Source organism: Streptococcus sp. 9.1(2021), assembly GCF_030466425.1.
Taxonomy (GTDB): domain Bacteria; phylum Bacillota; class Bacilli; order Lactobacillales; family Streptococcaceae; genus Streptococcus; species Streptococcus wuxiensis.
This window is the reverse complement of record NZ_JAGQFU010000001.1, coordinates 954,411-975,259: the sequence shown is the minus strand read 5'-3', so window position 1 is coordinate 975,259 and position 20,849 is coordinate 954,411. Positions and strand designations below refer to the sequence as shown.

The 20,849-nt window shown below is 39.2% G+C and carries 15 protein-coding genes and 1 other RNA gene; 12 read left to right on the top strand and 4 right to left on the bottom strand.

What is annotated here, in order from left to right:
• Positions 1–15 precede the first annotated feature (15 nt).
• Positions 16–1,911: a DUF2207 domain-containing protein gene (locus tag KBU52_RS04675; RefSeq protein ID WP_254724496.1), complete on the top strand. Its 1,896-nt coding sequence runs from the start codon at positions 16–18 to the stop codon at positions 1,909–1,911.
• Between the two features lie 61 nt (positions 1,912–1,972).
• Complete coding sequence (locus KBU52_RS04670; RefSeq protein ID WP_254724495.1) at positions 1,973–2,818, top strand: undecaprenyl-diphosphate phosphatase; 846 nt, start codon at positions 1,973–1,975, stop codon at positions 2,816–2,818.
• A gap of 35 nt (positions 2,819–2,853) precedes the next feature.
• Here the strand turns inward: KBU52_RS04670 and dinB are convergent, their stop codons facing one another.
• On the bottom strand, positions 2,854–3,915 hold the full coding sequence (dinB, locus tag KBU52_RS04665; RefSeq protein ID WP_254724494.1) for a DNA polymerase IV: 1,062 nt from the start codon (positions 3,913–3,915) through the stop codon (positions 2,854–2,856).
• Positions 3,916–4,153: 238 nt separating this feature from the next.
• Here dinB and pflB point away from each other — a divergent pair, with 238 nt between their 5' ends.
• Together pflB and KBU52_RS04655 are read left to right on the top strand one after the other, a co-directional pair.
• Positions 4,154–6,469 (top strand): formate C-acetyltransferase, encoded by a 2,316-nt coding sequence (gene pflB / locus KBU52_RS04660; protein WP_006151871.1) that lies wholly within the window; start codon positions 4,154–4,156, stop codon positions 6,467–6,469.
• A gap of 404 nt (positions 6,470–6,873) precedes the next feature.
• A complete protein-coding gene (locus tag KBU52_RS04655; RefSeq protein ID WP_254724493.1) occupies positions 6,874–8,976 on the top strand; it encodes an AAA family ATPase in 2,103 nt (700 codons plus the stop codon).
• A gap of 57 nt (positions 8,977–9,033) precedes the next feature.
• On the opposite strand, the gene KBU52_RS04650 is transcribed toward KBU52_RS04655, so the two are convergent.
• Positions 9,034–9,516: an S-ribosylhomocysteine lyase gene (locus tag KBU52_RS04650; RefSeq protein ID WP_254724492.1), complete on the bottom strand. Its 483-nt coding sequence runs from the start codon at positions 9,514–9,516 to the stop codon at positions 9,034–9,036.
• A gap of 205 nt (positions 9,517–9,721) precedes the next feature.
• Here KBU52_RS04650 and KBU52_RS04645 point away from each other — a divergent pair, with 205 nt between their 5' ends.
• Positions 9,722–11,698, top strand: coding sequence for a peptide ABC transporter substrate-binding protein (locus KBU52_RS04645; protein WP_254724491.1), 1,977 nt, complete (start codon positions 9,722–9,724; stop codon positions 11,696–11,698).
• 78 nt (positions 11,699–11,776) lie between these two features.
• On the opposite strand, the gene pbp1a is transcribed toward KBU52_RS04645, so the two are convergent.
• On the bottom strand, positions 11,777–13,909 hold the full coding sequence (gene pbp1a / locus KBU52_RS04640) for a penicillin-binding protein PBP1A (RefSeq protein WP_254724490.1): 2,133 nt from the start codon (positions 13,907–13,909) through the stop codon (positions 11,777–11,779).
• Positions 13,906–14,502, bottom strand: coding sequence for a Holliday junction resolvase RecU (recU, locus tag KBU52_RS04635; RefSeq protein WP_254724489.1), 597 nt, complete (start codon positions 14,500–14,502; stop codon positions 13,906–13,908). Before recU ends, pbp1a begins: the two co-directional genes overlap by 4 nt.
• Before the next feature lie 67 nt (positions 14,503–14,569).
• Here recU and KBU52_RS04630 point away from each other — a divergent pair, with 67 nt between their 5' ends.
• The 7 genes from KBU52_RS04630 to KBU52_RS04600 all read left to right on the top strand — a co-directional run bounded on the left by KBU52_RS04630 (position 14,570) and on the right by KBU52_RS04600 (position 20,808).
• Positions 14,570–15,097, top strand: coding sequence for a DUF1273 domain-containing protein (locus tag KBU52_RS04630; protein ID WP_254724488.1), 528 nt, complete (start codon positions 14,570–14,572; stop codon positions 15,095–15,097).
• A 69-nt stretch (positions 15,098–15,166) separates the two neighbouring features.
• Positions 15,167–15,502, top strand: coding sequence for a cell division regulator GpsB (gpsB, locus tag KBU52_RS04625; RefSeq protein WP_006152068.1), 336 nt, complete (start codon positions 15,167–15,169; stop codon positions 15,500–15,502).
• Positions 15,503–15,519: 17 nt separating this feature from the next.
• An RNA gene (gene rnpB / locus KBU52_RS04620) (RNase P RNA component class B) lies at positions 15,520–15,901 on the top strand.
• Between the two features lie 82 nt (positions 15,902–15,983).
• A complete protein-coding gene (locus KBU52_RS04615) occupies positions 15,984–17,162 on the top strand; it encodes a class I SAM-dependent RNA methyltransferase (RefSeq protein ID WP_254724487.1) in 1,179 nt (392 codons plus the stop codon).
• Positions 17,155–18,606, top strand: coding sequence for a cell division site-positioning protein MapZ family protein (locus KBU52_RS04610; RefSeq protein ID WP_254724486.1), 1,452 nt, complete (start codon positions 17,155–17,157; stop codon positions 18,604–18,606). Before KBU52_RS04615 ends, KBU52_RS04610 begins: the two co-directional genes overlap by 8 nt.
• A gap of 76 nt (positions 18,607–18,682) precedes the next feature.
• Positions 18,683–20,107: an NADP-dependent phosphogluconate dehydrogenase gene (gndA, locus tag KBU52_RS04605; RefSeq protein ID WP_006151777.1), complete on the top strand. Its 1,425-nt coding sequence runs from the start codon at positions 18,683–18,685 to the stop codon at positions 20,105–20,107.
• 11 nt (positions 20,108–20,118) lie between these two features.
• Positions 20,119–20,808 carry a response regulator transcription factor gene (locus tag KBU52_RS04600; RefSeq protein ID WP_254724485.1) on the top strand — a complete coding sequence of 230 codons (690 nt, stop codon included), beginning with the start codon at positions 20,119–20,121 and terminating at the stop codon, positions 20,806–20,808.
• Positions 20,809–20,849 lie beyond the last annotated feature (41 nt).

Sequence of the window (20,849 nt, the reverse complement as noted above, 5' to 3'; positions counted from 1 at the left end):
GAAAGGGAATGTAAAATGAAAAAGAGATGGCTTCTTGCTCTGGTATTTACCTGTTTGCTATTTGTGCCTCGTCTAGTTTTTGCAGTAGACTTCGATATTCTGTCCTATAAGGGTGATTTGAATATTCATGCAGATAATACAGCGGTTTTCAAAGAAACAATCACCTACCACTTTAAAGATGATTTTAATGGTCAATTGATTGGACTCGGAAAAGCAGGGAAAATGCCGAAGGGATTTGAAATTGATGACGAACCAACTGTCTTAGTATCTAAAAATGGCCAGATTGTTCAAGATGTCCTTTCATATACTAAGGAAGAAGAGGATGGCTACAAGGTCACCATTTTTAATCCGGGAAACGCAGGAGATACTGTTCGTGTGACTGTTACTTGGCAACTTAAAAACCTTCTTTTCTTATATCAGGATATTGCTGAGTTAAATTGGCAACCATTGACAGATAGTTCAGGGGATATCAAAGATCTGGAATTTCGAGTAACTTCAGATAGTCCGGCAGAGAAACTCTTTTTCCATACTGGCGAACTCCTAAATGAGGAAAGTGTCGAAAAAGTCAATGATATCTACTGGGTGAAGATGAAGGATCTTCCTAAAAAACGTCAAGTTGAACTACACGCCTATTGGCCAAGAGAGGCTTTCTCAAGTGCTCCAAGTCAAGGGTTGAATGAAGATGATTTAAGTAACTTCAAAAGAGTTGAGATAGAAATAAAAGCCGATAAAGTGCACGCCAAGGTCATGATAAAATGGATTTTTCCAATCTTCTTTATCGCTCTCTTACTACTAACGATCTACTATTATAGAGAATTTCGTCAGCATACGACTCTTAAAAAGGTATATCCAAAGAATCATCGTCTCTACGAACCCCCAATGGACCTACCTCCAATGGTTTTGGCAGAAGCAATCTATTCAACATCCTTAGAGGAAATTAGCCCTCTAAATAAGCAGAAGTTTGGTAAATTCACCTTTGAACAACTAATTCAAGCAACCTTGTTAGATTTAGTCGATCGAGGGCATTTATCCATTTTTCAAGGTGAAGAAGAGCCTTGGATCAAAATTAACAGTGAAAAAGGTTTGTCTAATTTTGAGAAGGAGTGCCTGCGGATGACTCTTTCTACAAAAAAAGAATTGGCTCTTTCAGACCTTTTCCCTGAATATCAAGTTTCTTCTGGATTGTTCCATGGAGCTAAGGAAGCTGATGAGAAGCATATTCGAGAATTCGGCATGCACCTCAAGCGTTCCTTTGAGAGACGACTTGAACGCATGCAAAGTTGTGTTCGAGACAAGGTGAAAATTTTACGAATTCCAAGTTATTATCGACCTTTAACGGAAAAAGAAAATAATCTTGTGAAAAAAATGAAAGTCTGTTCGGCTGTAACAGGTGTTGTCGGACTTATCATTTTCTACTATAGTTTTCGAACACATGGCTATTTCTCGCTTCCTTTACTTTCCTTAGGTTTAATTGGTTTACTAGCGAGTGGTTTGATTCATTTAGTAACTCGAGGACCTTCTCGTGATGGAGTCTTAAATGAAGAAGGGGCAGAAGTTGTTTATCTCTGGACAAGTTTTGAAAATATGCTTCGGGATATTGCTCATCTTGATAAGGCTGAACTAGAGAGTATTGTTGTTTGGAATCGTCTTTTGGTCTATGCAACTCTCTATGGATACGCTAAGAAGGTGAATAAAATCATGAAACTTCACAATATTCAACTTGAAAATGCTGCTATGAATCTTTATGTATCTTGTGGGTGGGATAAACAATTTCACACATCTGCTACTCAAATCAATCTATACACATCGGTCGCAAATACAGCAAGTACCTTTTCTGTATCATCCGGAAGCGGTAGCTCTGGTGGTGGTTTCTCAGGCGGTGGCGGTGGTGGAAGTGTTGGTGCTTTCTAAATAAAACTCAACACATGCTTTAAAAGTATGATATAATGGAGGATAGTAAAAGGAGTAATCTATGTATTTTTTTGAAATTTTAAAATCAATCTTTTTTGGTATTGTTGAAGGAATTACGGAATGGTTGCCGATTTCAAGTACTGGTCACTTGATTTTAGCAGAAGAGTTTATCCAGTATAAAGATCAAAATGAAGCCTTCATGACTATGTTTAACGTAGTCATTCAGCTGGGTGCAATCTTAGCCGTTATGGTTATCTACTTTAACAAGCTTAATCCCTTCAAACCAGGTAAGGATAAAGTTCAAGTTCGTAGAACTTGGCAATTATGGTCCAAAGTTTTTGTTGCGACCCTACCTCTTCTCCTAGTCTTTAAGTTTGATGATTGGTTTGATACTCACTTCCATAATATGGTTTCAGTAGCCATCATGTTGATTGTTTATGGGGTTGCCTTTATCTATCTTGAAAAACGCAACAAAGCGCAAGCGATTGAGCCAACAGTTACTGAGTTAGACAAATTACCTTACAAAACAGCATTGTATATCGGTCTTTTCCAAGTCTTGGCCCTTCTACCAGGGACTAGCCGTTCTGGAGCAACTATCGTAGGTGGTTTGTTGAATGGGACTAGTCGTTCAGTGGTAACAGAATTTACCTTCTATCTAGGAATTCCAGTTATGTTTGGAGCCAGTGCTTTGAAGATTTTTAAATTCATCAAGGCGGGAGAAGTCTTGAGTTTTGGTCAATTCTTCTTGCTCTTGGTAGCAATGGTAGTGGCTTTTGCAGTCAGCATGGTTGCCATTCGTTTCTTGACCAGCTATGTAAAAAAACACGACTTTACAGTCTTTGGTAAATACCGTATTGTCCTTGGTAGTGTGTTACTACTTTATAGCTTTGTTCGATTATTTGTATAAGAAAAAAACCTTGAGGGTAGATTCCTTCAAGGTTTTTAAAATCCTGTCACAGTGACTCCTAATAAACGGACTCCCTTGTCTTTAACACTCAGTGTTTCGTAGAGTTGGATAATACTTTGAGCAATTTTTTCAGAGTCTTGTGTTTGTTGATTCAGTGTTTTTCGTTTTGTCAAAGTAGAAAAGTCAGCATAGCGGATTTTCAAAATGACGATCTTACCACTTTTTTCATATTTTTGAAGACTAAGAGCAACTTTTTCCGAAAGGAGAGTTAGCTCTTTTTTAATATCTTCATCTAGACTTAGAATCTTACTGTAAGTTTTTTCTTTACCAATAGACTTACGGATACGATTTGATTTGACAGGAGAGTTATCTATACCTCGAGCCTTACGATATAGATCAAAGCCAAGTCTTCCGAAACGATCAATGAGAGTGATTTCAGAAATCTCTAAAAGGTCAGTACCTGTATATACCCCCATTTGATGGAGTTTTTCAACTGTTTTCTTGCCCACACCGTGGAATTTAGCGATATCCATTTGTTTGAGAAAATCTTCAGCTTCATCAGGTAAAATGACTGTCAAACCACGAGGCTTTTGGTAGTCACTTGCCATTTTAGCTAAAAATTTATTGTATGATACACCGGCAGAAGCTGTTAATCGCAATTCATTCCAGATATCCTGCTGAATTAAACGAGCAATTTTAACAGCAGATTTGATACCAAGCTTGTTTTCAGTTACATCTAGATAGGCTTCGTCGATACTCATGGGTTCAATTTTATCCGTATATCGTTTAAAAATAGCTCGAATCTGTTGGCCAACAGTAGTATATTTGTCATAGTTCCCAGAAATAAAAATAGCTTGAGGACAACGTTCATAAGCCTCTTTGGAACTCATAGCTGAGTGAATGCCGAATGCTCTGGCTTCATAACTACAGGTTGAAACAACACCCCGACCACCTGTTTTCCTAGGGTCACTACCAATAATAACAGGTTTCCCTTTAAGATTAGGATTGTCACGAATTTCTACAGCAGCAAAAAAGGCATCCATGTCAATATGGATAATTTTACGGGATAAATCATTCATCAGTGGAAATATCAGCATGAAATGGCCTTTCTTTGGTAGTTTTTCTAGCCTTATTATACCTTTTTTCTGAAAAAATAGGAAATAGCTAATTATTTTTCAAAAATATACTACAGTTTGTACTAAAATAACAACTGTATTATAAAAGAAAGTGCCTAAAAAGTGTGATTTCACTTGTTGAAATCGTTTACTGTGTGTTATACTGAATATATGAATGTAACAGATTACTGTTACTAGAAAGATAAAAGAGGACATTAACATGGTTGTTAAGACAGTTGTTGAAGCACAGGACATTTTTGACAAAGCCTGGGAAGGCTTTAAAGGTGTTGACTGGAAAGAAAAAGCAAGTGTATCACGCTTTGTACAAGCTAACTACACACCTTATGATGGAGATGAAAGCTTCCTTGCAGGACCAACAGAGCGTTCACTTCACATCAAAAAAATCGTAGAAGAAACTAAAGCACACTACGAAGAAACTCGTTTCCCAATGGACACTCGTCCAACTTCTATCGCTGACATCCCTGCAGGATTCATCGACAAAGAAAACGAAGTTATTTATGGTATCCAAAACGATGAACTCTTCAAATTGAACTTCATGCCAAAAGGTGGTATCCGTATGGCTGAAACTACTTTGAAAGAAAACGGATACGAACCAGATCCAGCTGTTCACGAAATTTTCACAAAATATGTAACAACTGTTAACGACGGTATCTTCCGTGCTTACACTTCAAACATCCGTCGTGCTCGTCACGCTCACACTGTAACTGGTCTTCCAGATGCATACTCACGTGGACGTATCATCGGTGTTTATGCACGTCTTGCTCTTTATGGTGCAGACTACTTGATGCAAGAAAAAGTAAACGATTGGAACTCAATCGAAGAAATCGATGAAGAAACAATCCGTCTTCGTGAAGAAATCAACTTACAATATCAAGCATTGCAACAAGTTGTACGCTTGGGTGATCTTTACGGAGTTGACGTTCGCAAACCAGCGATGAACGTTAAAGAAGCTATCCAATGGGTAAACATTGCCTTCATGGCTGTCTGCCGTGTTATCAACGGTGCAGCTACATCTCTAGGACGTGTGCCAATCGTATTGGATATCTACGCAGAACGTGACCTTGCTCGTGGTACATTTACTGAATCAGAAATCCAAGAATTTGTTGATGATTTCGTTATGAAACTTCGTACAGTTAAATTTGCTCGTACAAAAGCTTATGACCAATTGTACTCAGGTGACCCAACCTTCATCACAACTTCTATGGCTGGTATGGGTAACGACGGTCGTCACCGTGTTACTAAAATGGATTACCGTTTCTTGAACACTCTTGATAACATCGGTAACTCTCCAGAACCAAACTTGACAGTTCTTTGGACTGACAAATTGCCATACAACTTCCGTCGCTACTGTATGCACATGAGCCACAAACACTCTTCAATCCAATACGAAGGTGTTACAACAATGGCTAAAGATGGATACGGTGAAATGAGCTGTATCTCATGTTGTGTGTCTCCACTTGACCCAGAAAACGAAGAGCAACGTCACAACATCCAGTACTTCGGTGCTCGCGTTAACGTTCTTAAAGCTCTTCTTACTGGTTTGAACGGTGGTTACGACGATGTTCATAAAGACTATAAAGTATTTGACATCGAACCAATCCGTGACGAAGTTCTTGAATTCGAATCAGTTAAAGCAAACTTTGAAAAATCTCTTGACTGGTTGACTGACACTTACGTAGATGCTTTGAACATCATCCACTACATGACTGATAAGTACAACTACGAAGCTGTTCAAATGGCCTTCTTGCCAACTAAACAACGTGCTAACATGGGATTCGGTATCTGTGGATTTGCTAACACTGTTGATACATTGTCAGCTATCAAGTACGCTACAGTTAAACCAATCCGTGACGAAAATGGCTACATCTACGATTACGAAACAATCGGTGAATACCCACGTTGGGGTGAAGATGACCCACGTTCAAACGAATTGGCAGAATGGTTGATCGAAGCTTACACAACTCGTCTACGTAGCCACAAACTTTACAAAGACGCAGAAGCTACTGTATCACTTTTGACAATCACATCTAACGTTGCTTACTCTAAACAAACTGGTAACTCACCAGTCCACAAAGGTGTATACCTCAACGAAGATGGTTCTGTGAACTTGTCTAAATTGGAATTCTTCTCACCAGGTGCGAACCCATCTAACAAAGCTAAAGGTGGATGGTTGCAAAACTTGAACTCACTTGCTAGCCTTGACTTTGGTTATGCAGCTGATGGTATCTCATTGACAACTCAAGTATCACCTCGCGCTCTTGGTAAAACTCGTGATGAACAAGTTGATAACTTGGTAACAATCCTTGATGGTTACTTCGAAAACGGTGGACAACACGTTAACTTGAACGTTATGGACTTGAACGATGTTTACGAAAAGATCATGTCAGGTGAAGACGTAATCGTACGTATCTCTGGATACTGTGTAAACACTAAATACCTCACTCCAGAACAAAAAACTGAATTAACACAACGTGTCTTCCACGAAGTTCTTTCAATGGATGATGCATTGAGCTAAGATTTATAAATAGTAAATCAAAAACCAGTCACTCTGACTGGTTTTTTTGTTATAAAAATTTTTAAAAAAAATTAGTCAAAATTGATCAAACCTCTTGACTAAAACTGACCAAAGTGATATACTAAGAACATAAGGATAATGAAAGTCCTTAGAAAACCTTGATTTTAAGGTGATTGTATATAGTATCTTAAGATCAAAGTATGGGTAAAACCTAGAAAAGAGGTACAACCTATGGTTAATATTAGTATTTTTAGAAGTCCAATCGAAAAACCTGTATTGGATAAAGAAAAACCTGAAATTATACGTAGAGTAGCAAATAGCTAGTCTAAATTTTTTGAAACAAAGGTCAGAGAAAGTCAATTTATTTTGACTAAGTAAATTTGAAAACAAACGAGGTATGAAATATGAATAACAACTTTAATAACTTTAACAACATGGATGATTTATTTAACCAATTGATGGGCGGTATGCGTGGATACAGTTCAGAAAATCGTCGTTACTTGATTAACGGCCGTGAAGTAACACCTGAAGAATTCGCTATTTACCGTCAAACTGGTCAACTTCCAAGCGAAGGAAGTGAACAAGCTCAGTACGTTCAAGGTAAAGGTATGAAACAAGATGGGGTTCTTGCAAAACTTGGACGTAACTTAACAGCAGAAGCACGTGAAGGTAAGTTAGATCCAGTTATTGGACGTAATAAAGAAATCCAAGAAACTTCTGAAATTCTTTCTCGTCGCACAAAGAATAATCCAGTTCTCGTCGGTGATGCTGGTGTTGGTAAAACTGCAGTAGTAGAAGGATTGGCCCAAGCTATCGTGAACGGTGACGTTCCTGCAGCAATCAAGAACAAAGAGATCATTTCTATTGATATTTCTGGACTTGAAGCTGGTACTCAATACCGTGGTAGCTTTGAAGAAAACATTCAAAACTTGGTAAACGAAGTCAAAGAAGCTGGAAATATTATCCTTTTCTTCGACGAAATTCACCAAATCCTAGGTGCTGGTAGCACAGGTGATGGTCAAGGGTCTAAAGGTCTTGCTGATATCTTGAAACCAGCTCTTTCACGTGGAGAATTGACAGTGATTGGCGCAACTACTCAAGATGAATACCGTAATACTATCTTGAAAAATGCAGCCCTTGCTCGTCGTTTCAACGAAGTGAAGGTTAATGCTCCATCTGCTGAAGATACCTTCAAGATTCTTCAAGGTATTCGAGATCTTTATCAACAACACCACAATGTTATTTTGCCAGATGAAGTCTTGAAAGCTGCCGTTGATTACTCTGTTCAATATATTCCACAACGTAGCTTGCCGGATAAGGCTATTGACCTTGTGGATGTGACAGCTGCTCACTTGGCAGCACAACACCCAGTGACAGACGTACATGCAGTTGAGCACGAAATTCAAGCGGAAAAAACTAAACAAGAAGAAGCTGCGGCTAAAGAAGATTACGAAGCAGCTCTAAATGCAAAAGTCCGTATCGAAGAGCTTGAAAAGCAAATTGCTAATCATACAGAAGATCACAAGGTTACAGCAACAGTTAATGATGTAGCTGAATCTGTCGAACGTATGACTGGAATCCCAGTATCACAAATGGGTGCAACCGATATCGAACGCTTGAAAGATATGGGTCACCGTTTGCAAACGAAAGTTATTGGTCAAGACAAGGCTGTTGAAGCAGTAGCAAAAGCTATCCGTCGTAACCGTGCTGGTTTTGATGAAGGTAACCGTCCAATCGGTAGCTTCCTCTTTGTAGGTCCTACTGGTGTTGGTAAGACTGAGTTGGCCAAACAATTGGCTCTTGATATGTTCGGAACGAAAGATGCCATCATCCGTTTGGACATGTCAGAATACAGCGATCGTACAGCCGTTTCTAAATTGATTGGTACAACAGCAGGTTATGTTGGTTACGACGATAACAACAATACTTTGACTGAACGTGTTCGTCGCAATCCATACTCAATCGTCCTTCTCGACGAAATTGAAAAGGCTGACCCTCAAGTCATCACCCTTCTCCTCCAAGTTTTGGACGATGGTCGTTTGACAGATGGTCAAGGTAACACTGTAAACTTCAAGAATACTGTGATTATCGCAACTTCGAACGCTGGCTTTGGCTATGAAGCCAACTTGACAGAAGATGCGGATAAACCAGAACTCTTGGATCGTTTGAAACCTTACTTCCGTCCAGAATTCTTGAACCGTTTCAACGCTGTGATTGAATTCTCACACTTGAGCAAAGAAGACCTTTCTAAGATTGTTGATTTGATGTTGATTGATGTCAATAAGACACTTTCTAAGAAAGAAATCGACTTGGCAGTGAGCGAAGCTGCTAAAGAATACATGGCTGAAGAAGGCTACGATGAAGTCATGGGTGTTCGTCCACTCCGTCGAGTAGTTGAACAACAAATCCGTGATAAAGTAACAGACTTCCATTTGGATAATCTTGATGCTAAACACCTTGAAGCCGACATGGAAGATGGTGTCTTGGTCATTCGTGAAAAAGCCTAAATCAAGAATTCGAAAATAAAAAAGGAACCAGCTGAAAAGCTGGTTCTTTTTCTATTGTTAAATAACATGACGTTCAAAGGCATCGTCTGAAATTCCTTGTTGGAGAATCAATTTTGCCCACTCCTTAGCTGAAAATAGGCTGTGATCCTTGTAGTTGCCACAAGATTCAATGGTAGTCCCTGGGACATCTTCCCAAGTTGTTGTCTCTGCAATTTCTTTCAGCGAATCTTTGATAACAGATGCGATTTCAGCGCTAGTATGGCGTCCCCACATAATCATATGGAAACCTGTACGACAACCAAATGGGGAACAATCAATCATACCATCAATGCGAGTACGGATGAGCTTAGCTAAGAGGTGCTCAATTGTATGAAGTCCAGCAGTAGGGATAGAGTCCTCATTTGGTTGAACCAAGCGGATATCAAAGTTAGAAATGATATCTCCTTTCGGTCCAGTCTCTTCTCCAATCAAGCGGACATAAGGAGCTTTTACAATCGTATGATCTAGTTCAAAACTTTCAACAATAACTTCTTTTGTCATAGTATTTCCTTTCAACTTTCTTCTTTCATTATATCATAAAGATTTATTTGATAATTGTCAAAAAAAGAACTTTGTATCAGATATTTATTGAAAAGTTAGAAATAGGAAAAAATATTTTCAAATCAATTTGAAAAATTCTGAAAATTGTATTGACACTTGGCGAAAAAGGGACTATAATGTATAAAAAGTCATAAAGGAGTTTATTATGAAATTTTCAAAAGTAATGGCCCTAGCAGGGGTGACTCTGTTAGCGTCAGGTGTTTTGGCAGCTTGTTCAGGTTCGAGCGCAAAAGGTGGAAATACGTTTTCTTACGTGTATGAAACTGACCCAGACAACCTCAACTATTTGACAACTGGTAAAGCTGCAACTGCTAATATCACTAGTAACGTCATCGATGGTTTGATGGAAAATGACCGCTACGGAAACTTTGTGCCATCAATGGCAGAAGACTGGTCTGTATCTCAAGATGGTTTGACATACACTTATACAATCCGTAAAGATGCTAAGTGGTACACTTCTGAAGGTGAAGAGTATGCACCTGTGAAAGCTCAAGACTTTGTAACAGGTCTTAAATATGCAGCTGATAATAAGTCAGAAGCCCTTTATCTTGTTCAAGAATCTATTAAAGGTCTTGACGCTTATGTCAAAGGTGAAGTAAAAGACTTCTCAGAAGTTGGAATCAAGGCAATTGATGATCAAACTGTTCAATACACTTTGAATAAACCAGAAACCTTCTGGAACTCTAAGACAACCATGGGTATTCTTGCACCAGTCAATGAAGAATTCCTTACTTCTAAAGGAAGTGACTTTGCCAAAGCAACTGATCCAAGCAGTATTCTTTACAACGGTCCTTTCTTGTTGAAATCATTGGTAGCAAAATCTTCAGTAGAATTTGAGAAGAATCCAAACTACTGGGATAAGGATAATGTTCATATTGATAAAGTGAAACTATCATTCTGGGATGGTCAAGATACAGGCAAACTTGCAGATACCTTTAAGGATGGTGGCTTCTCAATGGCTCGTCTCTTCCCAACAAGTGCAGGATATCCTGAACTTGAAAAAGAGTTTAAAGACAACATCGTTTATACACCACAAGATTCTGCTACTTTCTTAGTTGGGACAAATATTGACCGTCAGTCTTACAAGTACACCGCTAAGACTACAGATGAGCAAAAAACTTCAACTAAAAAAGCTCTCCTAAACAAAGATTTCCGTCAAGCCATCGCCTTTGGTTTTGATAGAACAGCTTATGCTTCTCAAGTTAATGGAGAAAGCGGAGCAAGCAAACTCCTTCGTAACTTGTTCGTACCACCAACATTTGTTCAAGCAGATGGTAAAAACTTTGGTGAATTAGTTAAAGAAAAATTGGTAACCTATGGTGACGAGTGGAAGGATGTTAATCTAGACGACGCTCAAGATGGTCTATACAATCCTGAAAAAGCGAAAGCAGAATTTGCTAAAGCTAAGACAGCTCTCCAAGCAGAAGGCGTTCAATTCCCAATTCATTTGGATATGCCAGTTGACCAAACTAATACTACAAAAGTTCAACGTGTTCAATCATTGAAACAATCGCTTGAAGCAACGTTAGGAACTGACAATGTTGTCATTGACATTCAACAACTTCAAAAAGATGAAGTCTTAAATGTTACCTACTTTGCTGAAACAGCTGCTGGAGAAGATTGGGATCTCTCAGATAACGTTGGATGGTCTCCAGACTACATCGACCCATCTACTTACCTTGATATCATCAAACCATCTGTTGGTGAAAATACTAAGACTTATCTAGGATTTGATGCTGGTACAAACAATGCTGCTGCCAAACAAGTTGGTTTGGAAGATTACGAAAAGATGGTTGTTGAAGCTGGTAATGAAGACACAGATGTTTCAAAACGTTATGATAAATATGCTGCGGCCCAAGCTTGGTTGACAGATAGTGCTTTGATTATCCCAACAACTTCTCAAACTGGACGTCCAATGTTGTCTAAGATGGTACCATTCACCCTTCCATTTGCATACTCAGGTAACAAGGGTATGAGTGAAGCCCTCTTGTACAAGTACCTTGAACTTCAAGATAAACCAGTAACTGCTGATGAATATCAAAAAGCTCAAGATAAATGGAAGAAAGAAAAAGAAGAATCTAATAAAAAAGCGCAAGAAGATCTTGCAAACCATGTAAAATAAAAGAAAGTGGAGTTAGTTATTAACTCCACTTTTTCATTAATAAAAGACCTAGGAAGATGTTTCCTAGGTCTTTTAAGATTATTGCTGTCCTTGAGGATTTTGATTTTGTTGAGGATTTTGATTAGTATTTGGAACAGTTTGGTTTTGTCCATTATTTGGGCTAGTAGTTTCAGCTACTGTAGTTTGATTTTCGGTTGTTGTAGTAGGAGCTTCTGTAGTAGCTTGTTGGGTTGTTTGAGGGATCCAGTTACTACGAGCGCCAACTTTGAAGACATACTCACCATTACGATATAGACCTTCAGGCATTGTCCAATCACCTGGGTTATCATCCTCGGAAAGGTACTCCATCATTGATCGGTAGATGTTGGCCGCTACTCTAAATCCATCTCCTTCGATTGGAGTGAGGCGGTTTGAATAACCGGTCCAGACAGCCATTGAATATTTGCGGGTATATCCTACAAACATTTCATCAGGTGCGACATAATCGTATCTCTTAATGTAATTTTCAATTTCATCATCTGTATAGTTAGATGTACCCGTCTTACCTGCTTGAGGTAACCAAGACATATAGGCGCCACGACCAGTTCCGTAGGTTAATACGGTTTTCATCATTTCTGTCATCATATAGGCAGTAGTCTCCTTCATGGCACGTGAGCCAGGATCAGAGTACTCTTTTGAACTACCGTCACTAAAGACAATCTTGTTGATATACATTGGTTTATGGTAGATACCACCGTTAGCAAAAGCAGCGTAAGCAGCAGCCATTTTCTCACTACTTGCTCCGTACTTTTTGTTTGACTCAGTCGTGTTACTTGAAATAGCGTTGGCATAGTGCATATCCGGATAGTCAATACCTAAACCATTCAAGAAAGTCTTGGCTTTGTTTAAACCAACCTTTTCAAGTGTTTCAACGGCAGGTACGTTACGCGATTGTTGGATTGCATATTGTAGTGTGATGTTTCCATAGTATGCTTTATCCCAGTTATAAACAGGAATATCTGTTCCAGGATAGTTATAAGGGGCATCTTTTATGATTGCTGCGGTAGAGTCGTAAATTCCGTATTCAAGTGCAGGTGCATAATCTGTGATTGGTTTCATAGTAGAACCCCAGTCACGGTTGGTTTCAACGGCCTGATTGAGTCCGAAGGATACATTGCTTGACTGGTGTCTTGAACCAAGCTGAGCAATAACTTTACCATTTGTAACGTCTACGATAGTAGAAGCTGCTTGAAGTTCATCATCCGGATAATAAACATACTCATCTGTGTTGTATATATCCCAAAGACGCTTTTGAACGTCTTGGTCTACGTTAGTGTAGACATCCATTCCGGTAGTTAAAAGGTTGTAGCCTGTCTCTGTTTCAACTTGTTCAATCACTTCTTTGAGGTAATTGTCTAAGTATGGAGGATAGGAGTTGCTTCCTTTAAGACTTTGTAAACCATCAGTGATAGGTGTATTTATAGCCGTTTCATATTGTTCAGCTGTTAAATAACCTTGCTTTTGCATCTCTGATAGGACTAGATTACGACGTTCTGTTGCTTCTTCTGGATGAGAATAAGGATCATATTGGTTAGGAGCCTGTGGCATTCCGGCTAGAAGAGCAAGTTGTGGAATAGATAGGTCTTTTAAATCTTTACCATAGTAATTTTGAGCAGCAGTCTGCATCCCATAGTTACCATTTGACATGTATACTTTATTGATGTAATATGTCAAAATTTCCTGTTTGGTCGCAGTTCTTTCTAACTGAATAGCTAGCCAAGCTTCTTGGGCCTTACGTGAGATTGTTTGGTCTGATGAAGAAGTTGAGAAATATGTTAGCTTAATCAACTGCTGAGTCAAGGTTGAACCACCTTGGAGACCATTGCTACGGAGGTTTCGTAAGAAAGCGCCCATAATACGGATACTATCAATCCCTCTGTGGTTAAAGAAGCGGTGATCCTCAATAGAGACAATTGCATTAACCAGTTCAATAGGAATTTCATTGCTTTGAGCATTGACACGACGCTCGGCTCCTAAGTCAGCAATCAATTCGTTTTTACTGTCGTAAATTTTACTTGAAGTTGTTGCGACAAGTTTGCTTTCAGAAAGTTCTGGTGCTTTAGATACATAGTAGAAGAAGACACTTCCACCAATCAATATTGCAGCAATAAAGGCTGCTAAAAATCCAATCCCTAGATATTTAGCAATACGCCAGATAAGTTGTTTGTTCATATTGTTTTACCACCTAGTAAATGTTGTTTGACGATATCGAGATAAGGTATTTGAGGATAGGCTTGTTGTTCAATTACAAAACCGTGCTCTCGGATATAATCAAGTGGCATTGATTTTTTCCCCATATCCTGATGATAAAAACGGATGAGGTCAATTGCCGGTAATAAATATGTTTCCTGATAAGAAGAAAAATGGATTAGGACGAAGCAAATTCCCTTTTGTTCAAGAACCTGTTCCATATGCTGTATCTGATGAGAATGGAAGTTCTTCATCGGGAAAGCATTTTTTTGTCTGGTTTCCTTTGCTTCGAAATCGATGTAAAATCCTTCATAAACACCCGAGTAGTCAGTAGTTGAAGCTTGTCTAAAATAGGCTTCAACAATTTTAGCACGACTCCGTTGAGGGTAGTCGACCCGAACAATCTGAACTGGGGTTGGCTTTTTGTGAATGACTGCTATTCCATGTGATAGATAGTAGTCATTGGTAGCATTAATCATCTTTTCAAAGCTCATACCTCGATTTGCGAAATTTTTAGTTTGAGGTAGAGAAGTTTTGCTTGGCTTAGATGAAAGTTTATGTGGATAGTTGACCATAGTCCTCCTTATTGGTACAATAACATCACTCTATTATACCACAAAGGTTTTCAGAAAGGGTGAAAAAATGCATACAGCCATGGTTTTGGGATACTCAGCTTTTGATTTGGGAGTGTTTAATGAAAAGGACATTCGCTTAAAAATTATCAAAAAAGCCATTCGAAGAGATTTGGAAAGAATGGTTGAGGAAGGGTTGCAATGGCTAGTGTTCACAGGTTCTCTTGGTTTTGAACATTGGGTTTTAGAAGTCGCCAAGGAAATGAAAGATGACTATGGATTCCAACTAGCGACTATTTTTGATTTTGAAACACATGGCTCGAATTGGAATGAAGCAAATCAGATCAAATTGAGTGATTTTAAACAGGTCGATTTTATAAAGTATGCCTATCCGGCTTATGAGCATAAAAGCCAATTGAGAGATTACCAGATTTTTTTACTTGAAAATACAGATGGAGCCTATCTTTTTTATGATCAAGAAAACGAAACAAAACTGAGATTTTTTTACGAACTGATGAAAAAGAAAGACAACTATATTACAAAAAGATTAACATTTGAGGATTTAAACGAAATAGCCGAAAATTTTTCCGAAAATTGAGGCTTTGACCTTGCTTTTTGTTTGCCTTTTTTTATATAATAATACTAGTAACTGAGAATGGAGAGAGACATGGCAAGTATTATTTTTACAGCAAAGGATATTTTTGAGCAGGATTTCGGAAGAGAAGTACGTGGATACAGTAAAGCAGAGGTAGATGAATTCTTAGATGACGTTATCAAGGATTATGAAACCTATGCAGCGTTGGTTAAATCATTGCGTTTGGAAGTCGCAGAATTGAAAGAACAATTGGCGAACAAACCTCAAGTGGAACCTGTATCTGTAACGTCTGAGCCTGCTGAGCTTGGAAGTACGACTTCTATGACTAACTTTGATATCTTGAAACGATTGAATCGTCTTGAAAAAGAAGTATTTGGCAAACAAATCGTAGAAAATTCTGATTTCTAGAATCATACAGTTGTGCAATTTTTGGATAATCGCGTGGAGAGTTTATCTTTTCATGAGGAAAGTCCATGCTAGCACAGGCTGTGATGCCTGTAGTGTTTGTGCTAGGCGAAACCATAAGCCTAGGGACGAGAAATCGTTACGGCGAGTGAATAGACTAAGTTTTCGGATATGTTTTAGTAGCTCTGAAAGTGCCACAGTGACGAAGTCTCTCTGGAAACAGAGAGAGTGGAACGCGGTAAACCCCTCAAGCTAGCAACCCAAATTTTGGTCGGGGCATGGAGTGCGCGGAAACGAACGTAGTACTCTGACTGCTAGCAGCTTCTAGCTGTTAGTGGTAGACAGATGATTATCGAAAGAAGTGGTCCTAGTCACTTCTGGAACAAAACATGGCTTATAGAAAATTGCATATAGGTTGGGGCTGAGAAATTTTCTCAACCTCATTTTTTAAAGGTGAACAAGAGAAAGGTCTTTAAAGACTGACATGAAACAAACATTTAATTTAATCGCGACTGCTGCAGCAGGCTTAGAGGCTGTTGTAGGTCGGGAAGTGCGTGCACTTGGCTATGACTGTCAAGTTGAGAATGGTCGCGTTCGCTTTGAAGGAGATGTAAAGACAATTATTGAAACTAATTTGTGGCTACGAGCTGCAGATAGGATTAAGATTGTTGTTGGGACTTTTCCCGCAAAAACATTTGAAGAACTTTTTCAAGGAGTTTTTGCCTTAGATTGGGAAAACTATTTACCACTTGGAGCGCGTTTTCCAATTTCAAAGGCTAAGTGTGTCAAATCAAAACTTCATAATGAACCTAGTGTTCAAGCTATTTCTAAAAAAGCAGTTGTCAAGAAGTTGCAGAAACATTATGCTCGACCAGAAGGCGTTCCCTTGATGGAAAATGGTCCAGAGTTTAAAATAGAGGTTTCAATTCTTAAAGATGTTGCGACTATCATGATTGACACAAGTGGTTCTAGTCTTTTCAAACGAGGTTATCGTACTGAAAAAGGTGGTGCTCCTATTAAAGAGAACATGGCAGCAGCAATTCTGCAATTATCAAACTGGTATCCAGATAAACCTTTGATTGATCCAACCTGTGGTTCAGGAACCTTCTGTATTGAGGCAGCTATGATTGCTCGTAATATGGCGCCAGGCTTACGCCGTTCCTTTGCTTTCGAAGAATGGAATTGGGTTAGTGATCGTTTGATTCAGGAGATTCGTACGGAAACTAGCAAGAAGATTAATCGTGAGATTGAGCTAGACATCATGGGCTGTGATATCGATGGCCGCATGGTAGAAATTGCTAAGGAAAATGCTCAGGCTGCGGGGGTTTCTAAGGATATCCACTTTAAGCAGATGCGCGTGCAGGATTTGCGAACAGATAAGATTAATGGAGTTATTATTTCGAATCCACCATATGGGGAACGCTTATTAGATGACGCAGGAGTAACAAAGCTCTATGCTGAGATGGGAGAGGTATTTGCACCACTTAAAACCTGGAGTAAATTTATCCTGACCAGTGATGAAGCTTTTGAAAGTAAATATGGTAGTCAGGCAGATAAAAAACGGAAACTCTATAACGGTACTTTGAAAGTTGATTTATATCAATATTTTGGTCAACGAGTGAAAAGACAAGATGTCAAAGTGGAAAGGAATGCAAATGAGTAAGAAAAGACGCAATCGCCATCACAAGGGTGAGCAAGAATCTAAGTTTGAATTTGAAGAGGCTAAAGATTTAACGGTTGGTCAGGCTATTCGTAAGAACGAAGAGGTTGAAGCAGGTGTGACTCCAGATGATACCATCTTAGATAAATATATCAAGCAACACCGTGAAGAAATCGAAGCAGACAAATTTGAAAATTTACAAACGAAAAAAGAGGAGTCTACTCAAAGCTTGGATGATATGATCCAAGAAGTGAGAGAAACTGCTGAACAAGAAAATGTGTTAAGTCCGGAAGAGGAAGCAATTGCTCTTGCAGTAGCCACAGATACAACTGAAATCGTTGCCCAAGAAGTCGAAGAAGAGGAAACCAGAGTTCTCGAGCAACCTTTTAAGGATGAATTGGAAGCTGTGGAAATGGCTGAGGTTGATAACTCCGAAGTTGCAGTGGTTTATGAGGAAAATGAAGATCAACTTCAACCCTTGTCTCGTTCTGCTCAAGCAGATGATGAACCACAAAATAAAAAGAAATGGGCAATTTTATCAATCATTATTTTGCTAGTCCTCTTGATTTTTGGAGGTGGCTATTACGTTTATCGTCAGATTACGCGTTCTTCTCAAGAGCTTCAAACGAAGGCGGCGGATTCAGGTTTGGTAAGCAATCAGTCAGTCTATGAACAATTTAATACGCTCTACGACACGTTTTATACTGATGAAAACAAAACGGCTCTTAAAAATAGCCAGTTTAGTCAACTGAATCAATTGAAAGAACTTCTAGATAAACTAGAAGGAGCGAGAGAACATACTCTAGCTAAATCAAAATATGATAGTCTAGAAACTCAAATAAAGGCTATCCAAGAAGTGAACTCTCAATTTGAAACTCCAGCTATTACAGATGGTGTCTTGGATACAAATGCAAAAATCAAAGCGGATGCTAAATTCACGGAAATCAAGACTGGTAATACAGAAATTGATAAACTGCTTGATAAAGCAATCAGCCTTGGTAAGAGTCAATTAACAAGTACAACAACGGCCTCAACAACTGCTTCGACAACAGCAGCGAGCCAGGAAGCGTCAAGCCCAACAACAGAAAGCAGTCCATCTACTTCAACAAGTGATACTGCGGCATCTACTAATAGTGGCTTGTCAAGCGAAGGTGTTAATTTGCAAAGAAGCGCTAGCCGAGTACCGTATAATCAATCTGCTGTAAACGATAGTAGTAATCCTGCCTGGACCTTTGCAGATGGTGTTCTTGAACAGATCCTTGAGACATCCCGTGCGCGTGGATATATCACTGGAAACCAATATATCTTGGAACGTGTAAATATTGTGAATGGCAATGGATATTACAATCTTTATAAACCAGATGGAACTTATCTCTTCACTCTAAACTGTAAGACAGGATACTTTGTTGGGAATGGTTCTGGCCATGCGGATGATTTAGACTACTAGTCAAATTGTTATAAAATTCTTTCTTTTCACAGATAAACGTGATAAAATAAAACTTATTAAATAAGAGGAGTGTCACATGACAAAAGCAAACTTTGGTGTTGTTGGTATGGCCGTAATGGGTCGTAACCTTGCCCTTAATATTGAATCTCGTGGATACACAGTTGCTATCTATAACCGTAGTAAAGAAAAAACAGAAGATGTTGTTGCTTGCCATCCTGAAAAGAACTTTGTGCCAAGCTATGATATCGAAAGCTTCGTAAACTCAATTGAAAAACCACGTCGTATCATGCTCATGGTTCAAGCAGGACCTGGTACAGACGCAACCATCCAAGCCCTTCTTCCACACTTGGATAAAGGCGATATCTTGATTGACGGAGGAAACACGTTCTACAAAGATACTATCCGTCGTAACGAAGAATTGGCGAACTCTGGTATCAACTTCATTGGTACAGGTGTTTCTGGTGGTGAAAAAGGTGCCCTTGAAGGTCCTTCTATCATGCCTGGTGGACAAAAAGAAGCTTATGAATTGGTAGCAGATGTTCTTGAAGAAATCTCTGCAAAAGCACCAGAAGATGGTAAACCATGTGTGACTTACATCGGTCCTGATGGAGCTGGTCACTATGTGAAAATGGTCCACAATGGTATCGAGTACGGTGATATGCAATTGATTGCAGAAAGCTATGACTTGATGCAACACTTGCTTGGCCTTTCAGCTCAAGATATGGCTGAAATCTTTACTGAGTGGAACAAGGGCGAATTAGATAGCTACTTGATCGAAATCACGGCTGACATCCTTGGACGTAAAGATGATGAAGGTCAAGATGGCCCAATCGTAGACTACATCTTGGATGCCGCAGGAAACAAGGGAACTGGTAAATGGACTAGCCAATCAGCGCTTGACCTTGGTGTGCCATTGTCACTCATTACGGAGTCAGTATTTGCCCGTTACATCTCTACATACAAAGAAGAACGTGTACACGCTAGCAAGGTGCTTCCAAAACCAGCTGCTTTCAAATTTGAAGGTGATAAGGCTGAGTTGATCGAAAAGATCCGTCAAGCCCTTTACTTCTCAAAAATCATTTCATACGCACAAGGTTTTGCACAATTGCGTGTTGCATCTAAAGAAAACAACTGGAACTTGCCATTTGCGGACATCGCATCTATCTGGCGCGATGGATGTATCATCCGTTCTCGTTTCTTGCAAAAAATTACAGATGCTTACAACCGTGATGCAGACCTTGCTAACCTTCTTTTGGATGAGTACTTCTTGGATGTAACTGCTAAGTACCAACAATCAGTTCGTGATATCGTAGCTCTTGCTGTTCAAGCAGGTGTACCAGTACCAACATTCTCAGCTGCCATCACTTACTTTGATAGCTACCGTTCAGCTGACCTTCCAGCAAACTTGATCCAAGCACAACGTGATTACTTTGGTGCCCACACATACCAACGTAAAGACAAAGAAGGAACATTCCACTACTCTTGGTATGACGAAAAATAAGTAGGTCAGCCATGGGGAAACGGATTTTATTACTTGAGAAAGAAAGAAATCTAGCTCATTTTTTAAGTCTGGAACTCCAAAAAGAGCAATACCGAGTTGATCAGGTAGAAGAGGGACAAAAGGCCCTCTCCATGGCTCTTCAGACAGACTATGACTTGATTTTACTGAATGCTCATCTAGGGGATATGACAGCCCAGGATTTTGCAGAACAGTTGAGTCGGACTAAGCCAGCTTCGGTTATTATAGTCTTGGACCATCGAGAAGAATTGCAAGACCAACTTGAAACAATCCAGCGTTTCGCTGTTTCATATATCTACAAGCCAGTCATTATTGATGATTTGGTGGCTCGTATTGCAGCAATTTTCCGAGGTCGGGATTTTATCGACCAACACTGTAGTCAAATGAAGGTTCCGACATCCTATCGCAATCTGCGTATGGACGTAGAACATCATACAGTCTATCGTGGTGAGGAAATGATTGCCCTCACACGTCGTGAATATGACCTTTTGGCTACCCTTATGGGAAGCAAGAAAGTTTTAACTCGAGAGCAGTTGCTGGAAAGTGTTTGGAAGTATGAAAGTGCGACCGAAACCAATATTGTGGATGTTTATATCCGTTATCTACGTAGCAAACTTGACGTAAAAGGTCAAAAGAGTTACATTAAAACCGTACGTGGTGTGGGTTACACCATGCAAGAATAGAAAAGCAGTTACCTTGTGTAACTGCTTTTTTTGAAATTATT